Annotated in this window: 21 protein-coding genes; 8 read left to right on the forward strand and 13 right to left on the reverse strand. The window is 49.8% G+C overall.

Going from position 1 to position 25,281, the window contains the following annotated elements:
- Nucleotides 1-132: 132 nt before the first annotated feature.
- From MHH82_RS24300 to MHH82_RS24310, 3 genes are read left to right on the forward strand one after another with little or no spacing between them, the layout of a single operon-like run.
- Nucleotides 133-1,896: a sensor histidine kinase gene (locus MHH82_RS24300; protein WP_340968211.1), complete on the forward strand. Its 1,764-nt coding sequence runs from the start codon at nt 133-135 to the stop codon at nt 1,894-1,896.
- Entirely contained in the window at nt 1,871-2,632 is a 762-nt protein-coding gene (locus tag MHH82_RS24305) for a response regulator transcription factor (protein ID WP_251497964.1), read from the forward strand. The genes MHH82_RS24300 and MHH82_RS24305 overlap by 26 nt, the downstream gene beginning before the upstream one ends.
- Nucleotides 2,633-2,660: 28 nt before the next feature.
- The gene (locus MHH82_RS24310) at nt 2,661-4,181 is read left to right on the forward strand and encodes an ABC transporter substrate-binding protein (RefSeq protein WP_340968212.1); all 1,521 of its coding nucleotides are present in this window, start codon (nt 2,661-2,663) and stop codon (nt 4,179-4,181) included.
- A gap of 140 nt (nt 4,182-4,321) precedes the next feature.
- Here the strand turns inward: MHH82_RS24310 and MHH82_RS24315 are convergent, their stop codons facing one another.
- The 11 genes from MHH82_RS24315 to MHH82_RS24365 all read right to left on the reverse strand — a co-directional run bounded on the left by MHH82_RS24315 (nt 4,322) and on the right by MHH82_RS24365 (nt 18,579).
- Complete coding sequence (locus MHH82_RS24315) at nt 4,322-4,753, reverse strand: DnaJ family domain-containing protein (RefSeq protein ID WP_015736882.1); 432 nt, start codon at nt 4,751-4,753, stop codon at nt 4,322-4,324.
- A 17-nt stretch (nt 4,754-4,770) separates the two neighbouring features.
- A complete protein-coding gene (locus MHH82_RS24320) occupies nt 4,771-5,346 on the reverse strand; it encodes a hypothetical protein (RefSeq protein WP_015736883.1) in 576 nt (191 codons plus the stop codon).
- A gap of 228 nt (nt 5,347-5,574) precedes the next feature.
- The gene (locus MHH82_RS24325) at nt 5,575-8,700 is read right to left on the reverse strand and encodes a glycoside hydrolase family 2 TIM barrel-domain containing protein (RefSeq protein WP_340968214.1); all 3,126 of its coding nucleotides are present in this window, start codon (nt 8,698-8,700) and stop codon (nt 5,575-5,577) included.
- 15 nt (nt 8,701-8,715) lie between these two features.
- Entirely contained in the window at nt 8,716-9,537 is an 822-nt protein-coding gene (locus tag MHH82_RS24330; protein WP_015736885.1) for a carbohydrate ABC transporter permease, read from the reverse strand.
- Nucleotides 9,534-10,349: a carbohydrate ABC transporter permease gene (locus tag MHH82_RS24335; RefSeq protein WP_235201618.1), complete on the reverse strand. Its 816-nt coding sequence runs from the start codon at nt 10,347-10,349 to the stop codon at nt 9,534-9,536. The genes MHH82_RS24330 and MHH82_RS24335 overlap by 4 nt, the downstream gene beginning before the upstream one ends.
- A 239-nt stretch (nt 10,350-10,588) precedes the next feature.
- Nucleotides 10,589-11,899: an ABC transporter substrate-binding protein gene (locus tag MHH82_RS24340; protein WP_036659651.1), complete on the reverse strand. Its 1,311-nt coding sequence runs from the start codon at nt 11,897-11,899 to the stop codon at nt 10,589-10,591.
- Nucleotides 11,900-12,085: 186 nt separating this feature from the next.
- A complete protein-coding gene (locus MHH82_RS24345) occupies nt 12,086-13,873 on the reverse strand; it encodes a cache domain-containing sensor histidine kinase (protein ID WP_036659653.1) in 1,788 nt (595 codons plus the stop codon).
- Nucleotides 13,870-15,441, reverse strand: a complete 1,572-nt coding sequence (locus MHH82_RS24350) for a response regulator transcription factor (protein ID WP_340968217.1) — start codon at nt 15,439-15,441, stop codon at nt 13,870-13,872. Before MHH82_RS24350 ends, MHH82_RS24345 begins: the two co-directional genes overlap by 4 nt.
- A gap of 316 nt (nt 15,442-15,757) precedes the next feature.
- Nucleotides 15,758-16,771 carry a zinc-binding alcohol dehydrogenase family protein gene (locus MHH82_RS24355; protein ID WP_340968220.1) on the reverse strand — a complete coding sequence of 338 codons (1,014 nt, stop codon included), beginning with the start codon at nt 16,769-16,771 and terminating at the stop codon, nt 15,758-15,760.
- Nucleotides 16,772-16,790: 19 nt separating this feature from the next.
- Nucleotides 16,791-17,732 (reverse strand): aldo/keto reductase, encoded by a 942-nt coding sequence (locus MHH82_RS24360; RefSeq protein ID WP_340968222.1) that lies wholly within the window; start codon nt 17,730-17,732, stop codon nt 16,791-16,793.
- Nucleotides 17,719-18,579, reverse strand: a complete 861-nt coding sequence (locus MHH82_RS24365; RefSeq protein WP_340968224.1) for an amidohydrolase family protein — start codon at nt 18,577-18,579, stop codon at nt 17,719-17,721. Before MHH82_RS24365 ends, MHH82_RS24360 begins: the two co-directional genes overlap by 14 nt.
- 140 nt (nt 18,580-18,719) lie before the next feature.
- Between MHH82_RS24365 and MHH82_RS24370 the strand changes: the two genes are divergently transcribed.
- The 5 genes from MHH82_RS24370 to MHH82_RS24390 all read left to right on the forward strand — a co-directional run bounded on the left by MHH82_RS24370 (nt 18,720) and on the right by MHH82_RS24390 (nt 23,107).
- The gene (locus tag MHH82_RS24370) at nt 18,720-19,595 is read left to right on the forward strand and encodes an AraC family transcriptional regulator (protein ID WP_340968225.1); all 876 of its coding nucleotides are present in this window, start codon (nt 18,720-18,722) and stop codon (nt 19,593-19,595) included.
- A gap of 142 nt (nt 19,596-19,737) precedes the next feature.
- Nucleotides 19,738-20,193 (forward strand): MarR family winged helix-turn-helix transcriptional regulator, encoded by a 456-nt coding sequence (locus MHH82_RS24375; RefSeq protein WP_340968227.1) that lies wholly within the window; start codon nt 19,738-19,740, stop codon nt 20,191-20,193.
- 58 nt (nt 20,194-20,251) lie between these two features.
- Complete coding sequence (locus MHH82_RS24380; RefSeq protein WP_340968228.1) at nt 20,252-21,076, forward strand: NmrA family NAD(P)-binding protein; 825 nt, start codon at nt 20,252-20,254, stop codon at nt 21,074-21,076.
- A gap of 113 nt (nt 21,077-21,189) precedes the next feature.
- Nucleotides 21,190-22,113 (forward strand): S66 peptidase family protein, encoded by a 924-nt coding sequence (locus MHH82_RS24385; RefSeq protein WP_145037023.1) that lies wholly within the window; start codon nt 21,190-21,192, stop codon nt 22,111-22,113.
- 79 nt (nt 22,114-22,192) lie between these two features.
- Nucleotides 22,193-23,107 (forward strand): nucleoside hydrolase, encoded by a 915-nt coding sequence (locus tag MHH82_RS24390; RefSeq protein ID WP_145037021.1) that lies wholly within the window; start codon nt 22,193-22,195, stop codon nt 23,105-23,107.
- 154 nt (nt 23,108-23,261) lie between these two features.
- On the opposite strand, the gene dgoD is transcribed toward MHH82_RS24390, so the two are convergent.
- Together dgoD and MHH82_RS24400 are read right to left on the reverse strand one after the other, a co-directional pair.
- Complete coding sequence (gene dgoD, locus MHH82_RS24395) at nt 23,262-24,410, reverse strand: galactonate dehydratase (protein ID WP_145037019.1); 1,149 nt, start codon at nt 24,408-24,410, stop codon at nt 23,262-23,264.
- A complete protein-coding gene (locus MHH82_RS24400; RefSeq protein ID WP_036659670.1) occupies nt 24,410-25,060 on the reverse strand; it encodes a bifunctional 4-hydroxy-2-oxoglutarate aldolase/2-dehydro-3-deoxy-phosphogluconate aldolase in 651 nt (216 codons plus the stop codon). The genes dgoD and MHH82_RS24400 overlap by 1 nt, the downstream gene beginning before the upstream one ends.
- Nucleotides 25,061-25,281: the final 221 nt, after the last annotated feature.

Below are 25,281 nucleotides of genomic sequence, written 5' to 3' on the forward strand. Positions count from 1 at the left end.
CCTGCGCATCCCTTATTAGGACACTTTTAAGGGATGCTTTTTCCATCCTATCTATGAAGCTTGGCGTGAATCGTGTTACATTGAGATTAAGCTGCGCATATTTAAAGCGACCTGCTGCAATTGAGGTGTCGTATGGGCTCATTTTTACAAATCAAAATCTATCGCCACAAGTTTATTGCCTATGTCATCTTCGTCGTGGTCATCGGTCTGACGCTTGGTACGCTGACCAGTGCCATGCTGCTGAATCAATGGGTGGGCAATGCCCGCATCGAGGCGGCTAATGCCTTTGCGCGCGTGGAGAATGAGCTGCAGTATGATGCTGACCGAATCGAGGCTTACATGCAGCGCATCTACTCCAATCCCGGACTGATGGACGATGCTCGCAGCTTTCTAAGCAGCAGCGCGGAAGGCTATTTAACCAGCAGGCTGCAGAACAGCCATTTCTCCCAGCCGCTGGTTTCGTTTCCCCAGGATGTGAAGACCTATCTGTACAGCTGGGCGCAGGGCGAAATCACGCAGATTAGCCTGCATACCGGCCATTACGGCAATGTCGTACGTTTTAATGAGCACGGGATAACAAGCTTTACCTTCGGGCTGCCAAATACGGACGAGGCGTTCCGCGATACGATCATGAAGGGCTTCGTCTATCGCAAGAAACTGTCGAATCCGACGCCGGGCGCTCAGGAGTTCGGGGAAATGCGCTTTTTGGTCAGCAGCGATCAAATTTTTAAATCCATTCGTAATTTCCGGTTTGGCAATGCCGCCGCGGTCAGTGCTACCGGCGAAACCTACCTCATCGGCAATGGGCAGGACCAGGACTTGGAGGAGCTGTCCCGACTGGCCGAGGCAGACGGCCGCAGCCATGGTTTTATATCGAGGGGTGTATGGAAGCATATCTTGTTCGTTTCCTTTCCGTCCACCAAGTTTAATTTCAAATTTATTAGCATCATTGATTTATCCATGCTGATTCGTGAGCATGCCGGGATGCTGGTCGCCATCTTTCTGATCGTATTGACGGCCATGGTCAGCGTGCTTCTTCTCATCGCATACAATATGCGGGACGATGCCCTTTTCCTCCGCCGTATCATTCAATCGATCGGACGGGTAAAAATGGCCAATTTTACGCCGAACCGCCCCGCCCGGTACCGTCGCAACGAATATGGCATGATCGCCAGGGAATTGGACGATATGATTCAGCAGCTGGACAAGCACATCCGCAATGAGTATCTGCTCAAGATCAAGCAGCAGGAAACCGAAATGAAAGCGCTTCAACACCAAATCAACCCTCATTTTTTATACAATACGCTGGAGGTTATCCGCTCCACGGCGCTTGTGAATCAAGACCGGGACACCGCCGACGCCATTGCTACGTTAGGCACGCTCTATCGTGAAATCGTCAAAAAGGAAAATATCATTTCGATTGCAAGCGAGCTGGAATTGCTGCAGAAGTACTTGGAGATTATGGAGTTCAAGTACCCCGAGCGTTTTTATTATCAAATCAATGTCGAGCCGGCGCTGCACTCGATCCCTACCGTGAAATTCTGGATGCAGCCCCTGGCTGAGAATTTTTTCATTCATGGCTTTAACGCGAATCATGAGTTTAATTTATACGTCGTCAATGGCTTTGAAGCTGAGGATGGTTATGTGCTGGAATTCGTGGACAACGGAAGCGGGATTCCGCCGGAGCGTTTGGATGTCGTCCGCAGCACGCTGTCCAACCATGATGAAACTTCATCCCATAGTATCGGACTGCGCAACGTATATACGCGCCTTCATTTCTTTTATGGAAACGGCCTTTCGATCGAGATTGAGAATAATGAGGAAGCTGGAGTCAAGATTTCCGTGCGGATTTCAAAAGAGGTGATTGAACATGTACAAACTGATGATTGTGGATGACGAACCTCAGATATTGGAGGGAATGAAGCGAATCTTGGATTGGAAGCAATACGGATTTGGCCGGATCGAAACCTGCGAATCCACGGGGGAAGCCATGTCCAAGGTGGTGGACCTGCTGCCGGACGTCGCCATATTCGATGTCTGCATCGGCAAGGAGCTAGGATATGAAGCGATCCAAAGACTCAACGAATTTCAAATCCCTACGAAATACATCATCATGAGCGGTTACAGCGAATTCAAGTATGCCCAGGAAGCCATTCGGTGCGGCGTTAAAGACTACCTGCTCAAGCCTGTCGAACGTACCAAGCTGCAGCAAGTGATCGAGAAGATTATCGTCGAGGATCTGGGCGGTTCGATAGGTAACCGAAACGGCGAAAGCATGAACCAGGATCCGGTGCTTGGCGTTAGCTACGACAGCTTATCCAAGCTGGTGAACCGGATTCTGCTGATGATCAGGACGGAGTATGCTCAGAACATCACCTTGAAATCCGTGGCGGAGCGTTTCCAGATGAACAGCACCTACCTCGGACAATTGTTTCTCAAAGAAACCGCGATGAAGTTTTCCGAATACCTGATGGCTTACCGCATGCTTCTGGCACAGGAGAGAATTCAATCGACGGATGAGAAAATTTCCTATATCGCGTTTTCCGTGGGTTACAACAATCTCAATTATTTTTATACGCACTTTCACAGCTTTTTCGGGAAATCTCCTTCTGAACTGCGGGGAAAAGGGTAACGCATACGTGGCGGAAAGGAGGACATCGATGGTTAAATACGCTAGACGCTTACGGTCTTTAATGAAGATCAGCCTGCTGCTGCTGTTCACATTCTATACAACCGGCTGCTTCGGACAGCCTGGCTTTGACGACGAACCGCATGTCGGCGACACGGTCAACCTGATCTATTATACGATCGGTGAGCCCGACAAGGATCTTCGCCTCGTCAATGATAAAATCAATGAAATCATGGCTCGCAAGATCGGCGTGACGATCACCTATATCAAGGTAAGCTGGCAGGAGTATGAAGATCGGCTGAACACGCTGATATCCGCCGGAAGCCCGTTCGACATTGCTTTTGCGCCCGACTATGCATCCACCGCGATGCGCGGCGCTTGGCTGAGGCTTGATGACCACTTGGCTGGCCTAGGCATGGATATGTACGAGGCCATCGATCCCACCTTTTGGCAGGGGGTCCGCATGAACGATGGCAGCATTTACGGCGTCCCTACCAACAAGGAGTTAGCCGTACGCGATCAGTGGATGTACCCCGCCTCGATCGTGGAAAAGCACCATATCGACATCACCAAGTACAATACGCTGGAGTCGCTTGAGGCGCTGCTCCGGATGATTCAAGAGAAAGAGCCGGATTACATTCCCATGGAATTGGATCGGGATTCCCATAATTTCTTCGCTCTCCACGGATACGAATACATCATGAACCATAAGATGCCCTTGATGATCAAATCGCTGGACCCGGGCGCATCGGTGGTGAATATCTTTGAAACCAAGGAGGCCCGGCAGGTTCTCGATACGCTGCGGCATTATTATAAGGAAGGCTTTATCAATAAGGACGCGGCGCTGCGCGAGCCGGGAGGGCTCAAACGAGGTGCCAAGGTGTTCTGGAAGTCCTCCGGCGGGGGGCCGCTCTCGGAGACGACTTGGAGCAAGGATCGCGGTTATAAGATTGTAGCGAATCCCGTAACCCCCAGCACCGTTACTACGGAATCCGTCAGGGGAGGCATCATGGCCGTTAATGCCAATACCAAGCATCCGGTAGAATGCATTAAGTTTCTGAATTTGCTTAATACGGACCCGGAGGTACGGAATTTATTCAATTATGGGATTGAAGGCGTCCACTACACATTGGACGAACAGGGGCAGGTCGTTCTGATAACGGACAAAGACAGCCATGGCGATCCGATCCCGGATGCGCCTGCAAGCAGCTATTCAGGCGTGCAGTACACCCAGGGGAATTGGTTTATCCTGAAAACCATGGGCGGCGATAATCCGGACCCCCTCGACAAGTGGGAGCAATTCCGTCAATATAACGCCGGAGTCGTCAATTCCACCGTGCTTGGATTTACGCCCGATCTATCCGCGCTGACCGCTCAAACCGATAACATCGAGATGGTCTGGCATAAATATTACCCAAGCCTCATGACGGGCTCCGTGGATGTCGATGCGATCCTCCCCAAGTTTAACGAGGAGCTGAAGCAAGCAGGCATGGACGACGTGATACAAGAGGTGCAGAAGCAGCTGGATGCTTGGCGCAGCGGCAGGAAGTAAATGCTCGCCACCACCTCCCTGATTGGTTCGAACTTGGAACCGAATCGAGCGTATTCAAAAGAGACCCTGAAGCGGATAGCTTCAAGGTCTCTTTCGCTTGTTCACCCGGACGGTAACGGGGAGCACATTCAAGATATTCTCTACTCCCACTTATCATAGGCTGCGTGCAAATGGGACCCGGACAGGAGACCTTTTTGCAGCTGCGGATTCGGAACGATCCGGTTATACTTCATAATTTTCTGGTTGATGGCCTCTATCTCGGCCTCGGGAATCGCATTCGGATCCTGAAGGTCAAGAAGACGCTTGATGTCGGCGGCGATTTCTTTTCTCAGCTCCACCCAGGCCGGCTGGTAATTCGCGTTCTTCATGATACTGGTTAGCACATCGCCGTCCTCGATCTTGATCGGCTTTCCCTTCAACGGCAAGTCGTCAAAACCGCCTTCTCTGGCAAACTTGTCGATGGCCGATTCCAGGAGCCCGCTGCCGGTCGACATCGGGCGTCGTTCTTTTTCGTTTTGCTGATTTTCTTCAGCAGCAGAAGCCATTTCTTTAGCGTCATTGTTCAAATCCATATCGGACACCTCCGTTTTTACATATCAGGGAAATAAATCCGTTTCTCAAATGACATGTCAAAGAATTTGTACTTCCCGTTCTCGTCCTGCTTAATATGCAGCGCAAAGTCCTTCTTGCTGTAAAAGTAAGGGGGGTCATTCTCTTCAACCTTCCTATGGTATGTTCGTTCCGTGAGAGTCCCTTTGTAAATGAATCCGCCTTCCTCCGCTGGTTCGACGGATTCACTTTCGATTTTGTCGACCTCAGCCTTATCGTAGTTCTTCAGATCCGTCTGGTGATGAATTTTCGCAGCATGGTATACCGGATGGTCAAGCATCGATTCATCGAACAGCTCATTCAAGTATCCTTCATCGAATGCTTCCGTGGTCGTGAACTTATAGTAAGATTCAGTATATTTCGTTAATAGATCTCTGCCTATTGCCTTCCGATCGTTGTCGTTTACCGCCGGCTTCGTTGGCTCAGCCTCAGCCTCGTTCTCTACCGGTTTCGTTTGCTGATGGTTGTTGACTTCCGGCGCGGAGACCGGCTGTTCCGAACCATTGCATGCCTGCAGCAAGAACAAGAGTAAGCACGAAAGAATCGAAACAAGCATGAAATTCTTTTTTCTCAGGTGAATTCCCTCCCGACTGTCATGTGAAATTATCCAAAATATAACATACTACACATGGTTTTAACAGTTGGTTTCGGTATCAAATTTGATTTTGCGGGACGCGGCATAGGCGGATTCATACTACGGTTATGCTGATCATGCTTACAACGAAGGCATGAAGCAACGCTCGGCCCACCCATATTGGTGAGCCGAGCGTTGTTTGGCATTCTACTATTTCATGATTAGGCTTTTGCAAATGGTAAATTCAAAGGACATGTCCGTTGAAGGATCGAGTTGATACTCGTCATGAACCGGAGCCCCCCAGCTGTCGTCACCCCCAACCCCCATCTGCCGCCCGGCAATGGTAACAACGGTATGGTGAACGTTCGGCAGCTCATAATGATGCGTCGCATTCTCCAGCTCAAATGCGGTATAGGGCGATATATTCGCCTCAACCGGTGCTGCCGCCGGCGCTTTTATCGTAAGGCCATGACCTTGATCGCTCGTTATGGATACCTCCCGCACGCCTGTACGATTGCCCGATTCCTGCGGTACCAAATAGGCTGAAACATGATCCGCCGCACGACTTCGGAAGCGACACAATCTAGCTCCGAACGCACGATCGATATAGTTCTCTTCCGGCCCGTTTGCATACCAATCCAGGTTGTCGTAGTCCGCCGGCACTTTGAAGGTAAGAGCAAAGATCGGCAGCTTCGGCAGCCCCGGCTCTCCTTGATACCCCGACTTTACATGAATGCTGCCATCGGTAAACACCGTGTAGGATACACGCACCCGTATTCCTTCGGATACGCTCAGTTTATACACGTAGGTCACGGTTGCGCAATCTGAGTACTCCATTAGCTCGCAGCTTTCCGTTCTTCGAGTCAGGCTTGCTGCATACCAAAGCGCGGAGTCGAACGGCAGCCCGGCCCCTTTATCGTTATCCGTCATCGCTCTCCAGAAGAGCGGCGCCGGCGGCGAAGAGATCATCTCCCGTCCCGCATACTTGACGGATATGAGGGTCCCAGCCTGCTTCGAGAACATGACGGAGAAATCGCGTCCGTGAACGCCGATATTTACGTCCCCTTCAACAACACGGAAATCATTCGCTGGCTTATCATGCGAAACCTCTGAACCTGATTGCAGGCGTTCTGCCTCCGACGCTGACGCATTGTCAGTATCATCAACAGCGAGCGCGTCCTCCACTTGGAAAACAAACTGTCCAAATGCAATTTCATAACCGGCTTCCGCCCATAACGAATCCTTCTTGGTCACGAGTGAAACGTCTAGCGCATACTCACCGGCTGGATACCCGGCCTCAGGCAGTTCCAGCTTTACATATCCCTCTTCGCCGGGACCAACCTGGGTGCTTATAGCTCCGCTATAGATTTCCCTGCCTCCATGATACAGGGAGTATTTAACATGATAAGCATCCAAACCCACGAACAAATTCTCGTTTCGGATCGTGACGCCATAACGATCCGGTGTCAGCTTGATGTTTTGATACAGGAATTTCACTTCCTGCATTTTGGGGGACCATGTCCGATTTGCATATACGATGCCGTTGCCGGAGAAGTTGTAATCGGTTGAGCGGTCGTCAAAATCCCCTCCATAAGCCATAAAAGGCTTGCCGTAACGATCATGTTTCACGATAACCTGATCCATGAAATCCCAGATGAAGCCGCCTTGATACATCGGATACTTCCGCTCCAGCTCCGTGTATTTATGCAATCCGCCGACGGAATTGCCCATGGCATGCATGTACTCGCAGCTGATGTAGGGCTTGGAAGGATCGTTTAACAGATACTGTTCAATATCCGCCGGTTTGGCATACATGCGGCTCTCCATATCACTCGCATCGTCATATTCCCGGTTATGGAACACCCCTTCGTAATGCACGAGCCGGGTAGGGTCCTTCTCCCGAAAAACATTCGCAACGTTCCGAATGACTTCTCCGGCATAAGACTCGTTGCCGCAAGACCAGATCAATATCGATGGGTGGTTCTTATCCCTCTCCATCATGGAAATCGCACGGTCCAACACGATATCCTGCCATTCCGGCCTGCTGCCCGGTATGTTCCAGGATGGCTCAACGGCCCCCATTTTCTGCCATGATCCATGTGTCTCCAAATTCATCTCGTCGATAACATACACGCCGTACTCATCACATAGCTCATACCACAGCGTCTGATTCGGATAATGCGACGTCCGTACGGCGTTAATATTCGCCTGCTTTAATGTCTTGATATCCCACAGCATATCCTCTTTCGTAATGCAGCGTCCGCGATGGGAATTAAATTCGTGCCGGTTGACGCCTTTGAATATAATGCGCTTGCCGTTTAAGTGCATCACCTTGTCGATCATCTCGAATTTGCGAAAACCTATCTTTTGCGGCACGACCTCCACAAGGTTTCCGGATGTGTCATAGACGGATACGTACAGTGTATATAAATTAGGTTCTTCTGCACTCCACCGCTTAACCTTTCCCGCAGCTAACGCAATCGACGCCGTTCCCCCGGAAGCTCCGGTCTCCCCCCGGACCACTGGATTTCCTGCTGCATCCTTAAGCTCAAGGACTATTTTCGAAGCAGGCCTGCCCTTGAGCTGCATCGCAACCTTCAGCGTTCCAAGTTCATACGTTTCATCCAAATCGGTTTGAACATGCAGATCCTGAACATGAACGTCAGGTACAGTGTATAGATACACGTCGCGAAAAATTCCGGAAAAGCGCCAAAAGTCCTGATCCTCCAGCCAGCTTCCGGTGCTGCGTTGATAGACCTCGACAGCCAGCTTATTCTCGCCTTCCGCCAAGTACGGCGTGAGGTCGAATTCGCTCGGCGTAAAGCTGTCCTCGCTGTATCCGACAAACTCCCCGTTCAGCCATACATAGAAAGCCGATTCAACTCCCTGAAAAGAAATGTACAGCGGGCGCTGCTGCCAGCCGGCAGGAACGTCGAAATACTTCACATAGCTGCCCACGGGATTGTGGTCCTCTGAGATCATCGGGGGTCTAAGAAACTCCACACCGTCCCATGGGTACATCGTATTCACGTATTGCGGCTGCCCGTAACCCTGAAGCTGGATATGTCCGGGAACCTCAATATCATCCCATCCTCTGCAGGAAACGTCCATTTTATAAAAATCCGCTTGGCGTTCCTTGGCGTTATGCGCATAACTAAACTTCCAGCTTCCATTCAGACTGTGGCGCCAAGGCATCTCTCCAAGCAAATCGGCTTCTCGTATCGTTGCGTAGTATCGGTGATCGGAGTGCGCAGGCATCCTGCCTACCGCGAATATGCCGGGATCGGACAACCATGCAAGGCTTGGCGCGACTCCCCGTTCAAGCTGCTGTTTCATCTGTTCTCCTCCTTTTTATTTAACTGAACCTGTCATTCCGGCAACAAACTGCTTCTGCATCATGAAGAACACCAGTGCCGTCGGCAGCGTCGTAATGACAATCGCAGACATGATCAAACCGTAGTCGGGGGCGTAGCCTGATCCCAGGTTCGATATCAGCAGGGGCACGGTCATATTCTCCGGCGATTGCAGCACGATCAGCGGCCACAAATAGTTGTTCCAGCTGTTCAGGAACGTAATAATCGCGGCGGCGGCATAGGTCGATTTCATCGTCGGCATATAAATGCGGAAGAACAAGCCGATCTCCGAGAGTCCGTCGATGCGACCGGCTTCCATCATGTCCTTGGGAAACATTTTTGTGCTTTGTCGGAAGAAGAAAATAAGGAAGGCCGTCGTGAATGTCGGCAGAATGACAGCCCCTGCCGTATCAATGCCTAGAAAGGGGACAACCCCCGATACTTTGGCAAACATCTGAAATAAAGGCACCATGATTGCCGCGAACGGAATCATCATCGAGGCCAGGAGGATATTAAATACGATATCTTTGCCGCGGCTGCGGTACATCTCAAATCCATAACCCGCCGCTGATGCTACCAGCAGTGAAAGCACGGTAGTCACCACCGAGATTTTTGCGGAATTCCACAGAGCTTGCCACATGTCCACGGAACTGAACAGATTGTTGATATTCTTGACCAGGTGCGAACCCGGCAGCAGCGTCCCTTTCGTTACGTCCACGGACGGATTGGTGGCACTGACAACCATCCAGATAAACGGAAAGATGGAGATCAGGGCAGCGACAATTAAAAACAGGTAAGTAAACACGCGTTTGGTTCTCATGATCTCTTGTCACCTCCAACTTTGTTCTGGATCATCGTCAATAGGACCACCATGAGTACGATCGAATAAGAAACGGTAGCTGCGTATCCAAAGTCAGGCGTGTATTCGAAAGAAAGGTTGTAAATATATTGCGATATCGACATGGTTGCGTTTCCGGGGCCGCCTTTGGTGATGTTAACCACCTCGTCAAACAACTGGAGCGTTCCAATGGTCGATGTGATCGTCGTAAACAAGATGATCGGCTTCAAGAGCGGAATCGTAATTTTGAAAAACTGCGTGAAGGCATTCGCACCATCAATGCGTGCAGCTTCATATACGGATTTATCGATATTTTGCAGTGACGATAAATAGAAAATCATATTATAGCCTGTAAAACGCCAGGTGATCGCGATGATAATCGTGACTTTGGCCCAGAACGGGTCGGTAATCCATTGAATCGGTTCCTGGATGAGATGAAGATTCACCAGAAATTTATTGACGATGCCGTCAGCTCCGAACATGTACTTGAAAACGACGGAGTACGCGACAAGAGAGGTTACCGTCGGCAGGAAAATCGCCGTTCTGAAAAAACCTTTGAACTTCAATCGATCGTCATTGAGCAGCACAGCGATAAAGAGTGCCAGCACCAGCATGACCGGAACCTGAATGAGTAAGTAAATAAACGTGTTCTTGACGGCCGTAAGGAAGGTGGTATCGCTGAACAGGCGAATATAGTTGTCTAGTCCGACAAACTGAAGATTGCTGCCCCTGCCCGATTTGAAGGATAGGATTAACGCTTGAACCATCGGATAGAAATAAAAAATACTAATCATGACAACCGGCACAAGGATAAAGAACCAGCCTGTCAAACGTATCCGCCTTTGACTGTTAAGGCCCTTGTGAATTTGCGGGCTTAGCCTGGCTTTTTCTGTATTCACACCACTCCACACCCTTCTGTTGATCATTTCTTTTGGATAGAAATAATAAAACCCTCGCTCCCCTTCCTTCAGCAGATGTCCACTTTACAGGAGAAGAAGGAGCAAGGGCATTGGTTGTACTGCCTGAGTGTGTTTTAACGAATTTGCGTATCGGCTTGCGCCTGCGCATCTTTCAGAACGGTTTCCACGTCTTTACCGCCGAGATACGCCTGCATGGCAACGACCATAATGTCCTCGATCGCGTAAGTGTTCATGCCGTAGTTCACGTTAGGAATTTGTTCGGTCCAAGCGGCAAAGTCCGAAACGACTTTTTGCCCTTGGAAATACTCATCCGCTGCCGCGTAAGCTTCTCCGCTTGCAGCGGCTTTCAGGGTGCCGATCACCCCGACTTTTGTGTTCAATGTCTGATACAGCTCAGCATCGGAAGCAAACGTCTTCGCGAGGAACTCCGCAGCTGCTTCTTTACCCTCTACATTCATAACATACCAGGAACTGCCGCCCAGGTTGGATGCATGGACAGAGCCTTCGGTTGCTGCAAGCTTCGGCAGCGGGGCTACCGCCCATTTACCGGATTGGGAAGCTTCGGCTTTGATCGAAGGCGTGATCCAGTTGCCGGTCGGCACGGTAGCCACTTCACCGCTGTTGAATGCTCCGACGAATTGGCTCCAGTCCGAATTCACCTTCACGATGCCGGAATCCATCATTTCTTTGTATAATTCAAAGGCTTCCTTCAATGGAGCATTGTCAGCAATCGTCGGCGTATGGCCGTCTTCCGCCGTATACCATGCCCCCGCGGATTGGATCATCATACGGATAAGTCCCAGGTCATTAGGATCCAGCGTAATCATGCTTTTGCCGGTTTTCTCTTTGACGGCTTTGCCAATCTCGATGTACTGCTTCCAGTCGATGTCCTGCAGGTCGTCCAGACTGTAGCCTGCCTGCTCGAGATAATCCGTCCGTACGTACATTCCCGTCACGCCGGAGTCAAACGGAACGCCGTACTGCTTACCGTCGACGCTGGTCGGGCCAATCTTGTAATCCGCGAAATCGTCCACTTTCACGACGTCCGTCAATTCGTAGAAGGAGTCCGGATACGCTTGCAAGAAGCTCTGTGCACGGTAATCCTCAATGAGCACGATGTTAGGCAACCCTTTCGTGGAACCGGAATTCAACCCGGTGTTCAGCTTTTGGACGATATCGGCCTGGGCATTCTCTACCACATTAATCGTGACATCCGGATTCACTTGAGCATAGGCTTCCTTGGCAACATTCATGGCCGCAATGTTAAATGCCGGGTCCCAAGCCCAAACCGTAATCTCTTTTGTCCCGGCACTGCCTTCATTGCCGGAATTGCCGGTGCTGTCGGATCCGCCTTCCGTACCGCCCGAAGAGCATGCCGACAAGAGTACAACGCCAGCCAACAGTAGACTCATTAATTTTTTCAATCCGTAAACCCCCTTTTTAATCTGAAAAATAATAAAAGATGGAAGCGTTTTCTCTGTTACGCATCCATCTTATCACCTTGTATTCGTTTTCATTGGCACTATCTTTGTCAGCTTTGGTGCTATTATTGGATCCTGTTTTCGCTTTCATACCGGCTCTGGTACTATTTTTAGGTTCTTGTAATATCTTTAGCTTTGGGTCAATGGAAGCGTAATGATGATTTTTGTTCCTTCACTGCGTTTGCTTGTAATGTGGACCCCGTATTTCTCGCCGTACATCAATTTAATTCGATCATCCACATTGCGTATCCCAATGCCGGAGAACAATTGACGTTTGCTCATCGGTGCAGGCAACGAGTCTTCTTTGGGCAGGTTCTGCTCAAGATTCATACCGTCCCCGTCATCTACGACTTCACACACAAGCTGGTCTTCCTGAACGGCAATCATGATCAGAATTCTTCCCTCTCCCTTGATGTTGAATGCGTGGAAGAATGCATTCTCAATAAAAGGCTGAAGAATGAGCTTGGGCATATGATAATCCAGGCTATCCGGCTCGACGAAGTAATGAACGCGGATTTTCTCTCCGTAACGCACATGATTAATATATACATAATGCTTTAGCGTCTCGAGTTCCTGCCGCACAGGTATCGTAGAATGAATATCGCTGACCGTATTTTGCAGGAGCGATATGAGCGCGTTAATCGTACCCGCGGCTTTTTCCTTGTTGCCCTGCTGCACCAGAAATTTGACCGAAGCCAGCGTATTATACAAAAAATGCGGATTGATCTGCATTTGAAGCGCGGCCAGCTCCGCGTTTCGCTGCTGCTTCTGGGTTTCCATCAATCGTTCCACATAATCATGCAGCGCATCAAGCATATAATTATAGGCGCTCCCTAATTCCTTCACTTCATAACTGCTGTTTGCCACATCTACATGATGATCGAACCCGCTCGTCGGCATGCTCGACATCTGTTCGACGAGTACGCGGAGCGACTGCGTCATTCGCCGGGTGATCAGAAAAACAATGACAAGCGATATCGCAACGATGGCCATGATCGTCAACGTGACGGCTTTTGCATTCACCATCTGTCCGGTCACGGCTTTCTTGTCGATCATATTCACCAAATAGAATTCGAATTCGGGCAAATATTCCGAGAATACAATTCGTTCGTTCCCCATTACATAGGCGGATTGATCGTCTTCTCCCTCGCCCTGATCCGTTACGACTTCTTGAAGCAGCCCCTCATCCGACATCCCGATCAATTCGGTCCTGTTGGCGGAAACAATGACCCCTTCCTTGTTCAACAGCACGACGTCATTGCCTTCGCTCGTAAAATTCGCATAGAAGGGCTTAAAATTCCGGTCGCGAATGGCTACGTACAAGGTGCCGTAAATTCTGCCGGTAGACTGGTCAAAGAGAGCTTTGGAGGCGACGAGCATGGGCTCCTGTGCGTTATTAGGATCATCGCCGCGATAGAGCTGGTACAGGATTTGCGCAGGATGGTCCATCGTTGTCTTGGTAATCGGGTGATCCTTCAGTTCCTCGGCCGAGACCGACCAATACCAAGGATCGGTAGAATAACTTCTGCCATTCGCTCCAACGATCATGATGCCGACGTCATAGGCGCTAAAGTTGGACTGAATCGACTTCATGCCCTCTGTCATCCGGTACGTTTTCATCGCAAGAGCCACAGCCTCCGTTTCTCCGCCCGATAAATAGCTTCGGATCGCTGCATTCTGGGCGATCATGGTGGCACCGGTGGCTATAGCGTTATTATAGGACTCCAGGTTTGACTTCATCTGGTTCAACAGCTTGCCGTTCGTGATGCTGAAGGTCTGCAGAAACAACTTCTCCGACATGCTGATGGTAATGGACAGCGTCAGGAGGGAAACGGTAACGATGCTGATGAGGGTCACAAGAAACAGCTTAAGGAATAATCCTTGTTTTCGCAGCTTGGTTATGACATTTCCGATCATGATTCCCGTATCTCCCGCGCGTCTTGCCTCCGAAACTGACTCGGAGAGATGCCTGTCTGCTTCTTGAACACCTTAGTGAAGTAACTCTGATCGGAGTACCCTACGCTGGCGCTGATTTCGGAAATCGTAAGTTCCGTTGTCAGAAGCAGCTCCATGGCTTTTTCCAAACGGATTTTATTGAGGTATTCGCTGAATCCCTCCCCATTATACGAAGCAAAATAACTCGACAGATAAGAAGCATTAAAGTGAAACTGCCTGGCCACTCCGGTAAGTGTGATGGGGTCGGCATAATGGTCCTGAATATATTCAAGCAGCCTGTCCATATTGGGATTAACGGATGTATTCGTCTCGCCTATCGCACGTTCCGCTTCGCGGATGAACGCTTCGACAACGGCGATAGCTTCGCCGGCATACCTGGCTTCGTCTATTTTTCGGAAATAGTCGTATTTGGCATTCTCCAGGCTTCCGGTCTCGACCTTCATTTTTCCAAGCGTGGTCGCCACGTTAAATATGAAATTCCCCAACGACGATTTGAATTCGAAAATATCGGTACGATAATCCATCGAGCGCAGGCAGGCGTATTCCAAAAAGCCGCTGAAGGCCTTCCGGTACTGCTTGCGTTTCAACTGTTCCATGAGCTCGCCCATGTCGTATTCGAGATGCGAATCCGAAAGGCCCGGCAAATGTTCGTATTCAATCAGTGTCCGATCCTTAAGGAAGAAGCCGTATCGCATGAGTTTCAGATAATTGTCATGGTATACCTCGCCGAGACTATTAAAGTCGGCGAAGCACTGGCTGATAACAAAATGCGTCTCACTCGTATCATGAGCCAGTTTGGGGATCAGTTGCCGGAGTTCAATGACAAGTTCGTTCCTCCGCTCGGGATTCACGTTCAGCAAAAAAAGAGCCGTATCGTTGACAAACTTCAACCGCATAAACACCATGTCGGCCATCGCTAGCTTTTGGAGTTCGCTTTCCAATTCGTTCCTGAAACTCCATCTGTCCCCGGACTCTTTCATATGCTTCATATCCGCACCGAAAAACAAATACTGTCCGAAAGGAAACCTCGAATGCAGCAGCAAGGGATCCAGCGAAGACTCATAACCCGTCATGAGTTTCTCGATGGCTTGCAGGATCTGCGCTTCCCCTTGATCCGCACGTGGATCGGCGTCCGGCTTCATGGCGACCATTTTGGCCGTAACCTTATTAAGGATGGATAACAAATAATCGGCTTCCAGCTTCGGCTTCAGGATATAGTCCGCTACGCCGCTCTGAAAAGTAGACCGAACATAATCGAATTCGCTGAAACTGCTAAGAACGATGATTTCAATGTGGGGATACTTCTCCTTAACGACCTTGACCAGCTTCTCCCCTCCCATGACGGGCATTACGATGTCGGTAAGAATGACATGAGGACGCACCTCATCCATCAAATTCAGTGCTTCCTGACCGTTTGAAGCCTCGCCTACGATTCGGTACCCCTCCTGTTCCCAATCCAGAAGGTGCTTAATCCCCTGCCTGACAAGCATTTCGTCGTCCACGATCATGATCTTGAATACGGGTTTCATGTCCGCTCCCCCCCTTGCAGCTTGCAACCTTCCGTAGTCATACACGGTATGAATACAATTTAAAAAAAGCCCTGAATTACCAGGGCAATCCCTTCCATCCCCGCCTTGATTCCTAATGTAACCGTTTACGAATTCCCGAATATGACTTAACCTCGTCCGTCAATGGAAGAGAATCCGCGTGGAAGAAATTAAGACATACTGTTATCATACACTGCAAAATAAAATTAAGAAATATGCTGTCCATTTCCATCTGCCGTTTGACCTTCCATTATCCTCTTTCATCTGAACGATGTTCAAACCAATTCAAGAGAATGGTTCAAAGTTCCACCATCGCCTTAATGACCTTGGCGGAAGGACGGAGCCAGCCCTGGAATTCTTGGATCAAATCGTCAAACCGGCATCGATGGGTGATGTACGGATCTACATCCATGCCGCCTTCCGAGATCCGCTTCATCACATCATGGAAATCATCCCTGGTCGCGTTACGGCTGCCCATCAGCGTCAATTCCCGCTTATGGAATTCGGGATCCCGAAATGAAATGTCCCCTTGAATCAAACCGACATACACCAGGGTCCCCCCGTGTGCAACCATGTTAAAAGCGTTGGTCATGGAGGATTGGTTTCCCGTTGCGTCCAAAACGATGGAGGGAAATTCTCCATCCGTTAGCGCCGAAAGATCGGACAATTCATCTCCAACCTGGATGGCATGATCCACCTTCGCCCAGGTTTTACAGAAGGCCAACCGATCGGCGTTCATATCCATGGCAATAACGGTTGCCCCTAGCGCTTTGGCAAAAACCATGATCCCCAGTCCTATCGGACCGGCTCCGATGACTAAAACCGTATCATTCGGGGTCACATTCGCCCGTTTAACGCCATGAGCGCCGATGGCAAGCGGTTCTACCAAGGCAGCCTGATCCAAGGTCAGCCCTTCCGCCCGCATCAAATGGCGAGTCGGAACGGAGATGCGCTCACGCATGCCGCCGTCGATATGCACACCCATCACCTTCAACGATCTACAGCAGTTTGTTTTGCCTCTAAGGCAAGGCATACATTCCCCGCAGTGAATGTAAGGAATGACGCAGACGGTGTCTCCGGGCTTCAATCCCTCTTCGTTAGCTCCGACTTTTTCAATGATGCCGGATAGCTCATGGCCGAGAATACGCGGGTACGTAAAAAAGGGCTGATTCCCGCGAAAGGCATGCAGATCCGTACCGCAAATCCCGATCCGCTTGATGCGGACGATGGCTTCTCCTTCGAGCAACGGAGGCTCGGGCAAATCCTCCCGGTATTGAAATTTCCCGATCTCTTGACATACGATACCCTTCATCCCAGCTGCCTCCTCTTCATCATCGGATGCCTTCATTGTATTCCGGGCGTCCACTTGTCCAAGTCCGCCCTTGTACGGGCTCCAATATCTTCAATACTTCCGCCAAGAGGGTCTGATCCAGCGGCTCTTCGCTCCAAGCAGCATTACGTTGTATATTGTCGGGATTGGCCGTACTGACCAGCGTTGTCGGGATCTGTTCATTCGAAGTCGAGAATTGCACGGCTAGCTTCGCGATATCCGTTCCGGCTTTAGCGCAATACTCGGCCGCACGTCTGCAGGCTTCCCTGATATCCGCTGAAGCCGGATGCCAGGAGGGTGCTCCTCGGGAACCGAGAAGGCCCATGGATAAGGGAGATGCGTTAATGAGCCCAATTCCCTCCTTGTCAAGCAGCGGCAGCAAACCGGTAAGCGTCTGATCGTTCAAAGAATAATGGCAGTAAGAAATGATGGCGTCCACTTCGATTTGGGGCAGCAATTTTTCGAACAGCTGCAGAGGCAGACCGCAAATCCCTCCAAAACGGATTTTCCCCTTTTCCTTTAAAAGCTGGAGTGCAGGAAGGGCTTCCTCCATTACAACGGATGCGGGAACGAACTCAATATCATGCAAAAAGAGAATGTCCACGTAATCGGTTTGGAGTCGCTTCAAGCTCTCATCGATACTGGCGATTATCCGCTTGGACGTGAAATCAAAATCATTCTCGCCATAGCGGCCTGCTTTCGTAGACAGGATAAATTGGTCCCGGGGTAATTGTCGGATCGCTTCGCCCAGCACGTTTTCCGCCTTCGTCAATCCGTAATAAGGGGATACATCGATCAAATTGATGCCCGCATCCATGGCTGCGTGCACGGTACGGATTCCCTCGCTGTCGTCGGTTTCCCGAAAGACGGAGCCTAGGGAAGACGCTCCGAAGCCTAATACCGAAACATCCAGACCGGTTCGGCCTAACTTACGGTATTTCATGATGAACACCACCCTTTTCCAACTTATAGAACGCCTTGGCGTTCAGACCGAACAAACGCGCATGTTCCCGTTCTCCCCAATGCTTCGGCAGCGCTTCTGCCAATACGTCAACCACTTGGTCATATCCCGCCGATAGCAGGCACACGGGCCAATCGCTGCCGAACATGATCCGATCGGGACCGAACATCGCGGCCACTTTATGTACATACCCATTAAAGTCTTCCTGGCTCCACCGGCGATGTTCCGCCTCGGTGACCATACCGGATAGCTTGCAGTAGATGCGCGGAAAACGGGCGATTCGCTTCATGATGCTCTCCCAAGGTTCGATCTGTCCGCTTCGGATCGGCGGTTTGCCCAGATGATCGATGACGCCGCGGATGCCGGGGACCTGCTCAATCAGCTTCAACAGCGTCTCCAGCTGATGACTCCGAACAAGAAGATCGATCGGGACGTCTTCCTTGACATATTCATTCAATGCTTGGATAAAAGCCGGCTCCAGGATCACATTGGCATCCGGCATATCCTGAATCATGATGCGAAAGCCGATAAATTTCGGATGTTTCCGAAATCGCTCATAATGCCGGCGGTGCTCCGGATCGAACAGGTCGATCCATCCTACCACTCCGACAATGGAAGCATCGCGATCCGCCAACGATAACAGATAGTCCGTCTCTTCCAAGGTCGGTGCCGCCTGAACCGTTATGCTGCCGTCCAATTGATGCGAATCCAAATGCGGCTTAAGATCGGAGGGCAGGAAATTTCGGTAAAGCTCCGGAACCTCCGGCGTGATCCATTCATAGTCCCCTCGCTCAATCAGCCAATAATGCTGGTGGGCATCCAATCTCATATACATCCCTGCCTTTTAGGTGTTATGTTCGCTATCTTTATTGTACGTTCATAATCTGTGCACAAAAATAGCCAAGGATTGCATTTTTATAACCTATTTTGATATTGTTGTCCTTAATAGAGGATAAGGAGTGGTGAATCATGACTCCCTTGCGTAAACCCTTTCAAGGGGACCCCCTGTTTCCGATGGAAATGGTTTATCGGACTAAAAAAAGCCCCCAATTGGAGCTGCCTCATCACTTGCATGATCTTTACGAATTGGTTTATGTGTACCAGGGAAAAGGCACTTTTTTTATTGAGAACAAGCTGATGGAGAAAAAAGAAGGCGACCTTTTCATCATACCCGGTAACACGATTCACAGCTCTTTCCCTGACCCGGACCAGCCCATTGTTTCGAGTGCTTTATTCTTTGCGCCTTCGCTTGTACTCGGTGCGAACGGAAGCGATTTGCAATACTCCGTCCTCAGCTGTTTTGAATATGCTCAAAAAACAGGCTCCTATCGTCATCAATTACCCGAGTCGAACCAAGCCTATATCGAGGACATGCTGAAAGGAATCTCGGAAGAAATCCGGCTTACCCAGCTAGGATTCCGCGAGGCGCTCGTGCTTCAGTTGCGCTCCTTGCTGCTGCATATCAATCGCTATATCAGCACCCTGTCCGCAGAACAGACGGCCCACTCCCAGATCGGCCCGGCCTGGCTGATGGATTCCATCCAATGGATTCACGAACACCTGGATCAGCCTATCGGACTAGCCGCTCTGTCGGCACAAGCTGCGGTGGACCCCGCCCATTTCTCCCGCATGTTCAAGAAATACACCGGTTTGCATGTGACGGGTTACATGCATGCTAAACGGATTGCCCGTGCCAAAGAGCTTCTGCGAAACCACGAGGCGTCTGTCGGGCAAATCGCTGAAATCTGCGGGTACGCCACGCTGACGCACTTTCATCGCAATTTCAAAAAATTGACGGGCATGACCCCGGGAGCATACAGGAAGCAGGCTGCTTCCCGTCGTTAAGACACGCCATCAAGCACTTGCGATCATGGCAAGTGCTTGTTGCTTTACCTGGAACGTTCGGATTCACACATTTTTCTCAGTTGACAATGGCTCACTCAAGAATTACATTGAATATAGTTAAGGACTTAACAATATGGGAGGCATGATCACTTTGGACGACCTGCAACATTACGTGCTGGATTTGCCGCTGCCTGCCCTTGCTTTTTTTACCCTAGTGGAGACAACGGCAAAGCTGGTCGACGTATCCGAAAGCTATTGGAAATCGCAAGGACTGAACGGGGCCAGAATACGGATATTAGTTGAGCTTATGAAAGAGGGAGGTACGATGCTTCCTTCCAAGCTGGCACAAACAATCGGTGTAACCAAACCCAATATCAGTCTGCTGCTTACCCCCTTGGAGCATGAAGGCTTGATTCGCCGGGATCCCCATCCCCGGGACGGTCGAAAGTCGGTCATCACCATTACAAGCGAAGGTCAGCATCTATTGCTTCACAACCTGCCCGCGAACAGGCAGCGGATATCCGAAAAAATGAACGTGCTGAGTGAACTTGAATTAAAGCAGCTTCTGGGCCTTCTTCAAAAATTAAAGGAGTCGTAACGGTGATTTCATGCCAATTTAGTTAAGTACTTAACCAAATAGGGAAAGGATGACATTGATGTCTATCGTCATTACTGGAGCCAGTGGCCGGCTCGGCCGGCTCATTATTAAAGAGCTTTTACACCATGTTCTGCCCAATCAAATCGTTGCTTGCGTTCGCCAGATGGACTCTGCAGCAGCATTGGAGGAGCAGGGAATTGCGGTCCGCTACTGCGACTACGACGAACCCGCTTCCCTGAAGGGGGCATTCGCCGGCGCTTCTCGCCTGTTGTTCATTTCTAGCCCCCACCCCGATGACACCGTTCGTTTGCGGCAGCATGCCCATGTGGTTGAAGCTGCAAAAAAAGCGAACGTCGGCCATATTTTATACACCGGCTTTGCCTTTCCTGAACACAGCGACATTTCAATGACCCATTTGCATTTGGCTACCGAGCACGCCATTCGCACAACCGGAATTCCTTATACGTTTCTTCGCAGCGGTTTGTATATGGACTTTATTGAAGCACTGGATTTACATGCAGCCATGTCGACAGGCCATCTTCGCGTCCAACCGGGATCGTGGCAGTTCAACGCGGTTACGCGCTCCGATCTGGCAGCCGCCATAGCGGGGGTATTATCCGGTGAGGGTCATTCGAATAAGACTTATGAGCTTGTTGCGCCTTCCGTTTGGACTTTCAACGATTTGGTCTCCTCTCTTTCCGAGCTAACGGGAACACCGATATCCCTCTGTCTCACCAATGAGGTGCAGCATTGGATATTTAGCTTTTTAAGAAAAATCGATACGTCTTCCACTTCTGGCGATCTGGAGAATTTATTGGGCCGGCCCCCAGCGTCCCTGAAAGCAAGCCTCCAATCTAATATAGGGGAAGTCAGGTCTAACTGACGATTACTTATTCCCGCTTCATTTCAGTACTGTGCAGATGGCGTATTCAATATAATCTAGAAAGAAACACGGGAATACGAGGCTTCTTCTATTTCAAGGTAGGAGGCAGGAATATGCCGATACGTCCGCCAATACTACAGAGAGGCGATACCGTTGGAATCGTTACCTTGGGCAGCCCGCTCGCTGCCAGCATCATTGATGCACGGATCGAATTTTTGAGAGCAATGGGGTTCAATATTGTATTGGGTCAATATGTTTATGCGCAAAACGGGTTTCTGGCTGGCACCGACGAACAGCGGGCATCCGATTTAATGATGATGTTCCAAAACGAGCAGGTTAAAATGATACTGCCTACCAGAGGCGGCACAGGCGTAGCTGGAATCCTCCCGTACCTGGATTATCAGGTTATCCGAAATCACCCGAAAATCTTGACGGGCTACAGCGATATCACGGTTCTATTAAACGCCCTGCATCAACTGGTCGATTTAATTACCTTCCATAGTCTATTGCTTATTGACTTCAAACCCGAAACGCCAGCCTATAATTTCGATCAGTTTTTTGCGGCAACGTCCCTGTATTCATTAACGCGTCCCATCCTGAACCCGCCTGGAATGCCCCTGATCGGCCGGATTCCGGGCAACGTTACGGGGCCGCTTGTAGGCGGTAATTTAACGTCATTTGTTGATACGCTGGGGACTCCCTTCGAAATCGATACACGGGGGAAAATCATCGTTCTTGAAGAAACGCATGAACCTACCAATACCGTCTACAGATACTTCAACGATTTGAAGCTCGCCGGAAAATTTCGTGACTGCATCGGCATCATCATGGGGGAATGTACAGGCTGCCAGACGGCTTACGGCAAAGCCTATGAGGATGTCATCAACGAGTTCATCGTGCCTCTCGGCAAGCCGTTGATCACGAATCTTGCCACAGGCCATGGTGTGTATAAAGCAGCTCTGCCGATTGGCGCAACCGTTAATCTCGATTCCATCCGTAATGCCATAACGGTGGTCGAACCCACGATCAGCGTATGAAGTTCGTTTCCTAATGCTAGATGAATCAGCTGGAGCGGCTCCTGGCGGCCTAGCCCAAACATGATTGGAGGATATGGCGATGACTACTTTTCCAACGATCCCGGCAAGCCAATTGGTGCAGCGTCTCGAGCATCCGGGACATAAAATCCGCCTGGTGCTGGATACCGACGCGTTCAATGAAATCGACGATCCGTTTGCGATCGCTTACGCGCTGAAATCCACGGATAACATGACCGTAGAGGCAATATATGCAGCGCCTTTCTTCAATGAGCTATCTTCAGGTCCTGCGGACGGAATGGAAAAAAGCTACCAGGAAATATTGAACATCCGCCGCATTCTGGGACGTGAAGACATCCCTGTCTATCGCGGCTCCACGGGTTACCTTCCTGCTTCCGACCAGCCGGTCGAAAGCGAAGCCGCGCGCAATCTCGTTGAGCGGGCCATGGCAAGCGATCCTGCCGATCCCTTGTATGTCGTTGCGATCGGTGCCATCACGAATGTTGCATCCGCCCTGCTCATGGAACCCCGGATCCTCGAACGGATCGTGCTGGTATGGTTAGGCGGGCATGCCCTGCATTGGAGCGATACGAAGGAGTTTAACCTTTTTCAGGATTTGCACGCATCCAGGCTGGTCTTGGACTGCGGCATCCCGCTCATACTCGTTCCTTGCCTCGGCGTGGCATCACATTTGCAAACCTCATTATCCGAACTGCGGGACTTCGTCAAAGGCCAAGGCGAGATCGGGGATTATTTATTCCAAACATATTTAAGTTGTTCCGACGATCATTTTGCTTATTCCCGGGTCATTTGGGACATTGCCGTCATTGCCTGGCTCAACAACCCGGAGTGGTGTCCGAGCGCTCTGGTTCACAGTCCGCGCATATCCGAGGATTTTCGATGGATGCATGATCCATTACGGCACATGATTCGCTCCGTTCATTTCATTCGGCGTGACGAGGTGTTCCGGGATCTTTTCTTGAGGATTGCCCGATAGACATGGATAACTTATAAAAACGCCCTTATAAAGGATGCATCCCGTAAAAAACAGCCCCTTCTACTGGATACAGAAGGGGCTGCCGGCGCTCCAGGAAGCTATATGCAAAACACATACATATACCGATGATTTGGATTGGCATCCGTTTGGGTTATCACCACTCCGCGATGCTTCCATCCGTATGCCGCCAAACGGGGTTTCTCCAATTGTGTCCGATATCGCTCATTTTTCGCACATGATCTTCGTTGATTTCAATTCCTAAGCCAGGACCCTCCGGTATTTTCACGTAACCGTTCTCATACTCGAACACAAGATTATCCACAATGTAATCGAGTAAATCGCTCCCCTGATTATAATGAATGCCAAGGCTCTGTTCTTGAATAAATGCATTGTGGCAAGTGGCATCGACTTGAAGGCAAGAGGCTAATGCAATCGGTCCAAGTGGACAATGCGGAGCTGCCGCCACATCAAACGCTTCAGCCATGGAGATGATTTTTTTGCATTCTGTAATACCGCCTGCATGGGATAGATCCGGCTGAATAATATCAACATATCCATCCATCAATATACGTTTATACTCCCATTTGGAGAACATTCGTTCACCTGTTGCAATAGGGATGGCTACGTGATTAGCAATGTCGCGCAGCGCTTCATTATTTTCGGGCAAAACCGGTTCTTCAATAAACATCGGGCGAAAAGGTTCCAGCTCTTTGGCTAAGATTTTGGCCATTGGCTTATGCACGCGACCATGAAAATCAATGCCGATTCCAACATACGGACCTACCGCTTCCCTGACAGCTGCAATGCGTTCAATGACCTGGTCTATTTTCTCATAGGAATCGACATATTGAAGTTCTTCCGTACCGTTCATTTTTACGGCTGTAAATCCTCGGGAGACCACTTCTTTCGCCGAATTCCCGACATCTGAAGGACGATCTCCCCCAATCCATGAATAGACCTTGATGGACTCCCTTGCTTTTCCCCCAAGCAATTGATGAACGGGCGCGTTATAATATTTCCCTTTGATGTCCCATAAGGCTTGATCAATGCCCGAAATCGCACTCATTAAGATGGGGCCGCCCCGGTAAAAGCCTGATCGATACATGAGATTCCAATGGTCCTCTATTCTTAATGGGTCTTTCCCTATTAAATTCTCCATTAACTCTTCTACTGCGGTTCCTACCGTTCTCGCTTTTCCTTCAATGACAGGTTCGCCCCAGCCGATAATGCCTTCATCCGTCTCCATCTTTAAAAACAACCAGCGGGGCGGCACCAGGAATAATTCGTAACCCGTAATTTTCATTATGAATACGCTCCTTCATCCTCGTTAGATTGTACGGCTGAAGCAAATTGTCTCGCTTTTTCTGTTAATTGCACTAGATACTCATCGGTTATCTCATGCTGCGTATTCACAAGTGCGCTTCCAATACCGCAACCAACAGCGCCCGCTTTCATAAATTCCTGAATATTGTCTAAATCGACGCCGCCAGTTGGCAGCAACGGAATTTGCGGAAGCGGTCCGCGTATATCTCTAATGAAGCTTGGTCCCAACGTCGCAGGGAATACTTTGATTATATCTCCGCCATTTTCATGAGCCGATAAAATTTCAGTTGGAGTAAAGGCACCCGGGATGCTGACTGCTCCGTACCGTTTTGCCATTCTAATCGTTTCTATATCAACCGTAGGAGACAGAATGAATTTGGCGCCTGCTAAGATAGCGGCTCGCGCAGTTTCAGCGTCCAGAACGGTACCGGCACCCACCACCACCCGATCTCCTAGCTCATCGGATACCTCTTTAATGACAGACAAAACGTTTGGTGAATTCATGGTGATTTCTAGAATGTTCACCCCGCCTTCGTGCAGCGCCTTTGCCATGTTCAAAACGTCTTTTGAATTGGCGCCGCGGATAATCGCTATTATTTTGTTATCTAGAATGCTGGACATGGTATTCATGAAGTTTATGCTCCCTCCTTACATTTAACGCGTGGCATCTTCTGTACCTACCCGGCCTACAGGACCCGCTGCATGTCCACTTAAAAAAGCCGGATTCATTCCTGTTATATAAACGTATTTCGTATTCGCGATAAAAGAACTGATAATAGAATGATAAAATTTGCAAGAAAAGAAGGCAGCCGATCGCCCTGACCAGCTGTCTTCTCTAGTTAATTATGTTG

Source organism: Bacillus sp. FSL K6-6540 (genome assembly GCF_038007545.1).

Bases quoted from the DNA above. Each gene is read 5' to 3' on its own strand.
- MHH82_RS24300 (WP_340968211.1), top strand. From the start codon at position 133: ATGGGCTCATTTTTACAAATCAAAATCTATCGCCACAAGTTTATTGCC.
- MHH82_RS24305 (WP_251497964.1), top strand. From the start codon at position 1,871: ATGTACAAACTGATGATTGTGGATGACGAACCTCAGATATTGGAGGGA.
- MHH82_RS24310 (WP_340968212.1), top strand. From the start codon at position 2,661: ATGGTTAAATACGCTAGACGCTTACGGTCTTTAATGAAGATCAGCCTG.
- MHH82_RS24315 (WP_015736882.1), bottom strand. From the start codon at position 4,753: ATGGATTTGAACAATGACGCTAAAGAAATGGCTTCTGCTGCTGAAGAA.
- MHH82_RS24320 (WP_015736883.1), bottom strand. From the start codon at position 5,346: ATGCTTGTTTCGATTCTTTCGTGCTTACTCTTGTTCTTGCTGCAGGCA.
- MHH82_RS24325 (WP_340968214.1), bottom strand. From the start codon at position 8,700: ATGAAACAGCAGCTTGAACGGGGAGTCGCGCCAAGCCTTGCATGGTTG.
- MHH82_RS24330 (WP_015736885.1), bottom strand. From the start codon at position 9,537: ATGAGAACCAAACGCGTGTTTACTTACCTGTTTTTAATTGTCGCTGCC.
- MHH82_RS24335 (WP_235201618.1), bottom strand. From the start codon at position 10,349: ATGATTAGTATTTTTTATTTCTATCCGATGGTTCAAGCGTTAATCCTA.
- MHH82_RS24345 (WP_036659653.1), bottom strand. From the start codon at position 13,873: ATGATCGGAAATGTCATAACCAAGCTGCGAAAACAAGGATTATTCCTT.
- MHH82_RS24350 (WP_340968217.1), bottom strand. From the start codon at position 15,441: ATGAAACCCGTATTCAAGATCATGATCGTGGACGACGAAATGCTTGTC.
- MHH82_RS24355 (WP_340968220.1), bottom strand. From the start codon at position 16,771: ATGAAGGGTATCGTATGTCAAGAGATCGGGAAATTTCAATACCGGGAG.
- MHH82_RS24360 (WP_340968222.1), bottom strand. From the start codon at position 17,732: ATGAAATACCGTAAGTTAGGCCGAACCGGTCTGGATGTTTCGGTATTA.
- MHH82_RS24365 (WP_340968224.1), bottom strand. From the start codon at position 18,579: ATGAGATTGGATGCCCACCAGCATTATTGGCTGATTGAGCGAGGGGAC.
- MHH82_RS24370 (WP_340968225.1), top strand. From the start codon at position 18,720: ATGACTCCCTTGCGTAAACCCTTTCAAGGGGACCCCCTGTTTCCGATG.
- MHH82_RS24375 (WP_340968227.1), top strand. From the start codon at position 19,738: ATGATCACTTTGGACGACCTGCAACATTACGTGCTGGATTTGCCGCTG.
- MHH82_RS24380 (WP_340968228.1), top strand. From the start codon at position 20,252: ATGTCTATCGTCATTACTGGAGCCAGTGGCCGGCTCGGCCGGCTCATT.
- MHH82_RS24385 (WP_145037023.1), top strand. From the start codon at position 21,190: ATGCCGATACGTCCGCCAATACTACAGAGAGGCGATACCGTTGGAATC.
- MHH82_RS24390 (WP_145037021.1), top strand. From the start codon at position 22,193: ATGACTACTTTTCCAACGATCCCGGCAAGCCAATTGGTGCAGCGTCTC.
- dgoD (WP_145037019.1), bottom strand. From the start codon at position 24,410: ATGAAAATTACGGGTTACGAATTATTCCTGGTGCCGCCCCGCTGGTTG.
- MHH82_RS24400 (WP_036659670.1), bottom strand. From the start codon at position 25,060: ATGAATACCATGTCCAGCATTCTAGATAACAAAATAATAGCGATTATC.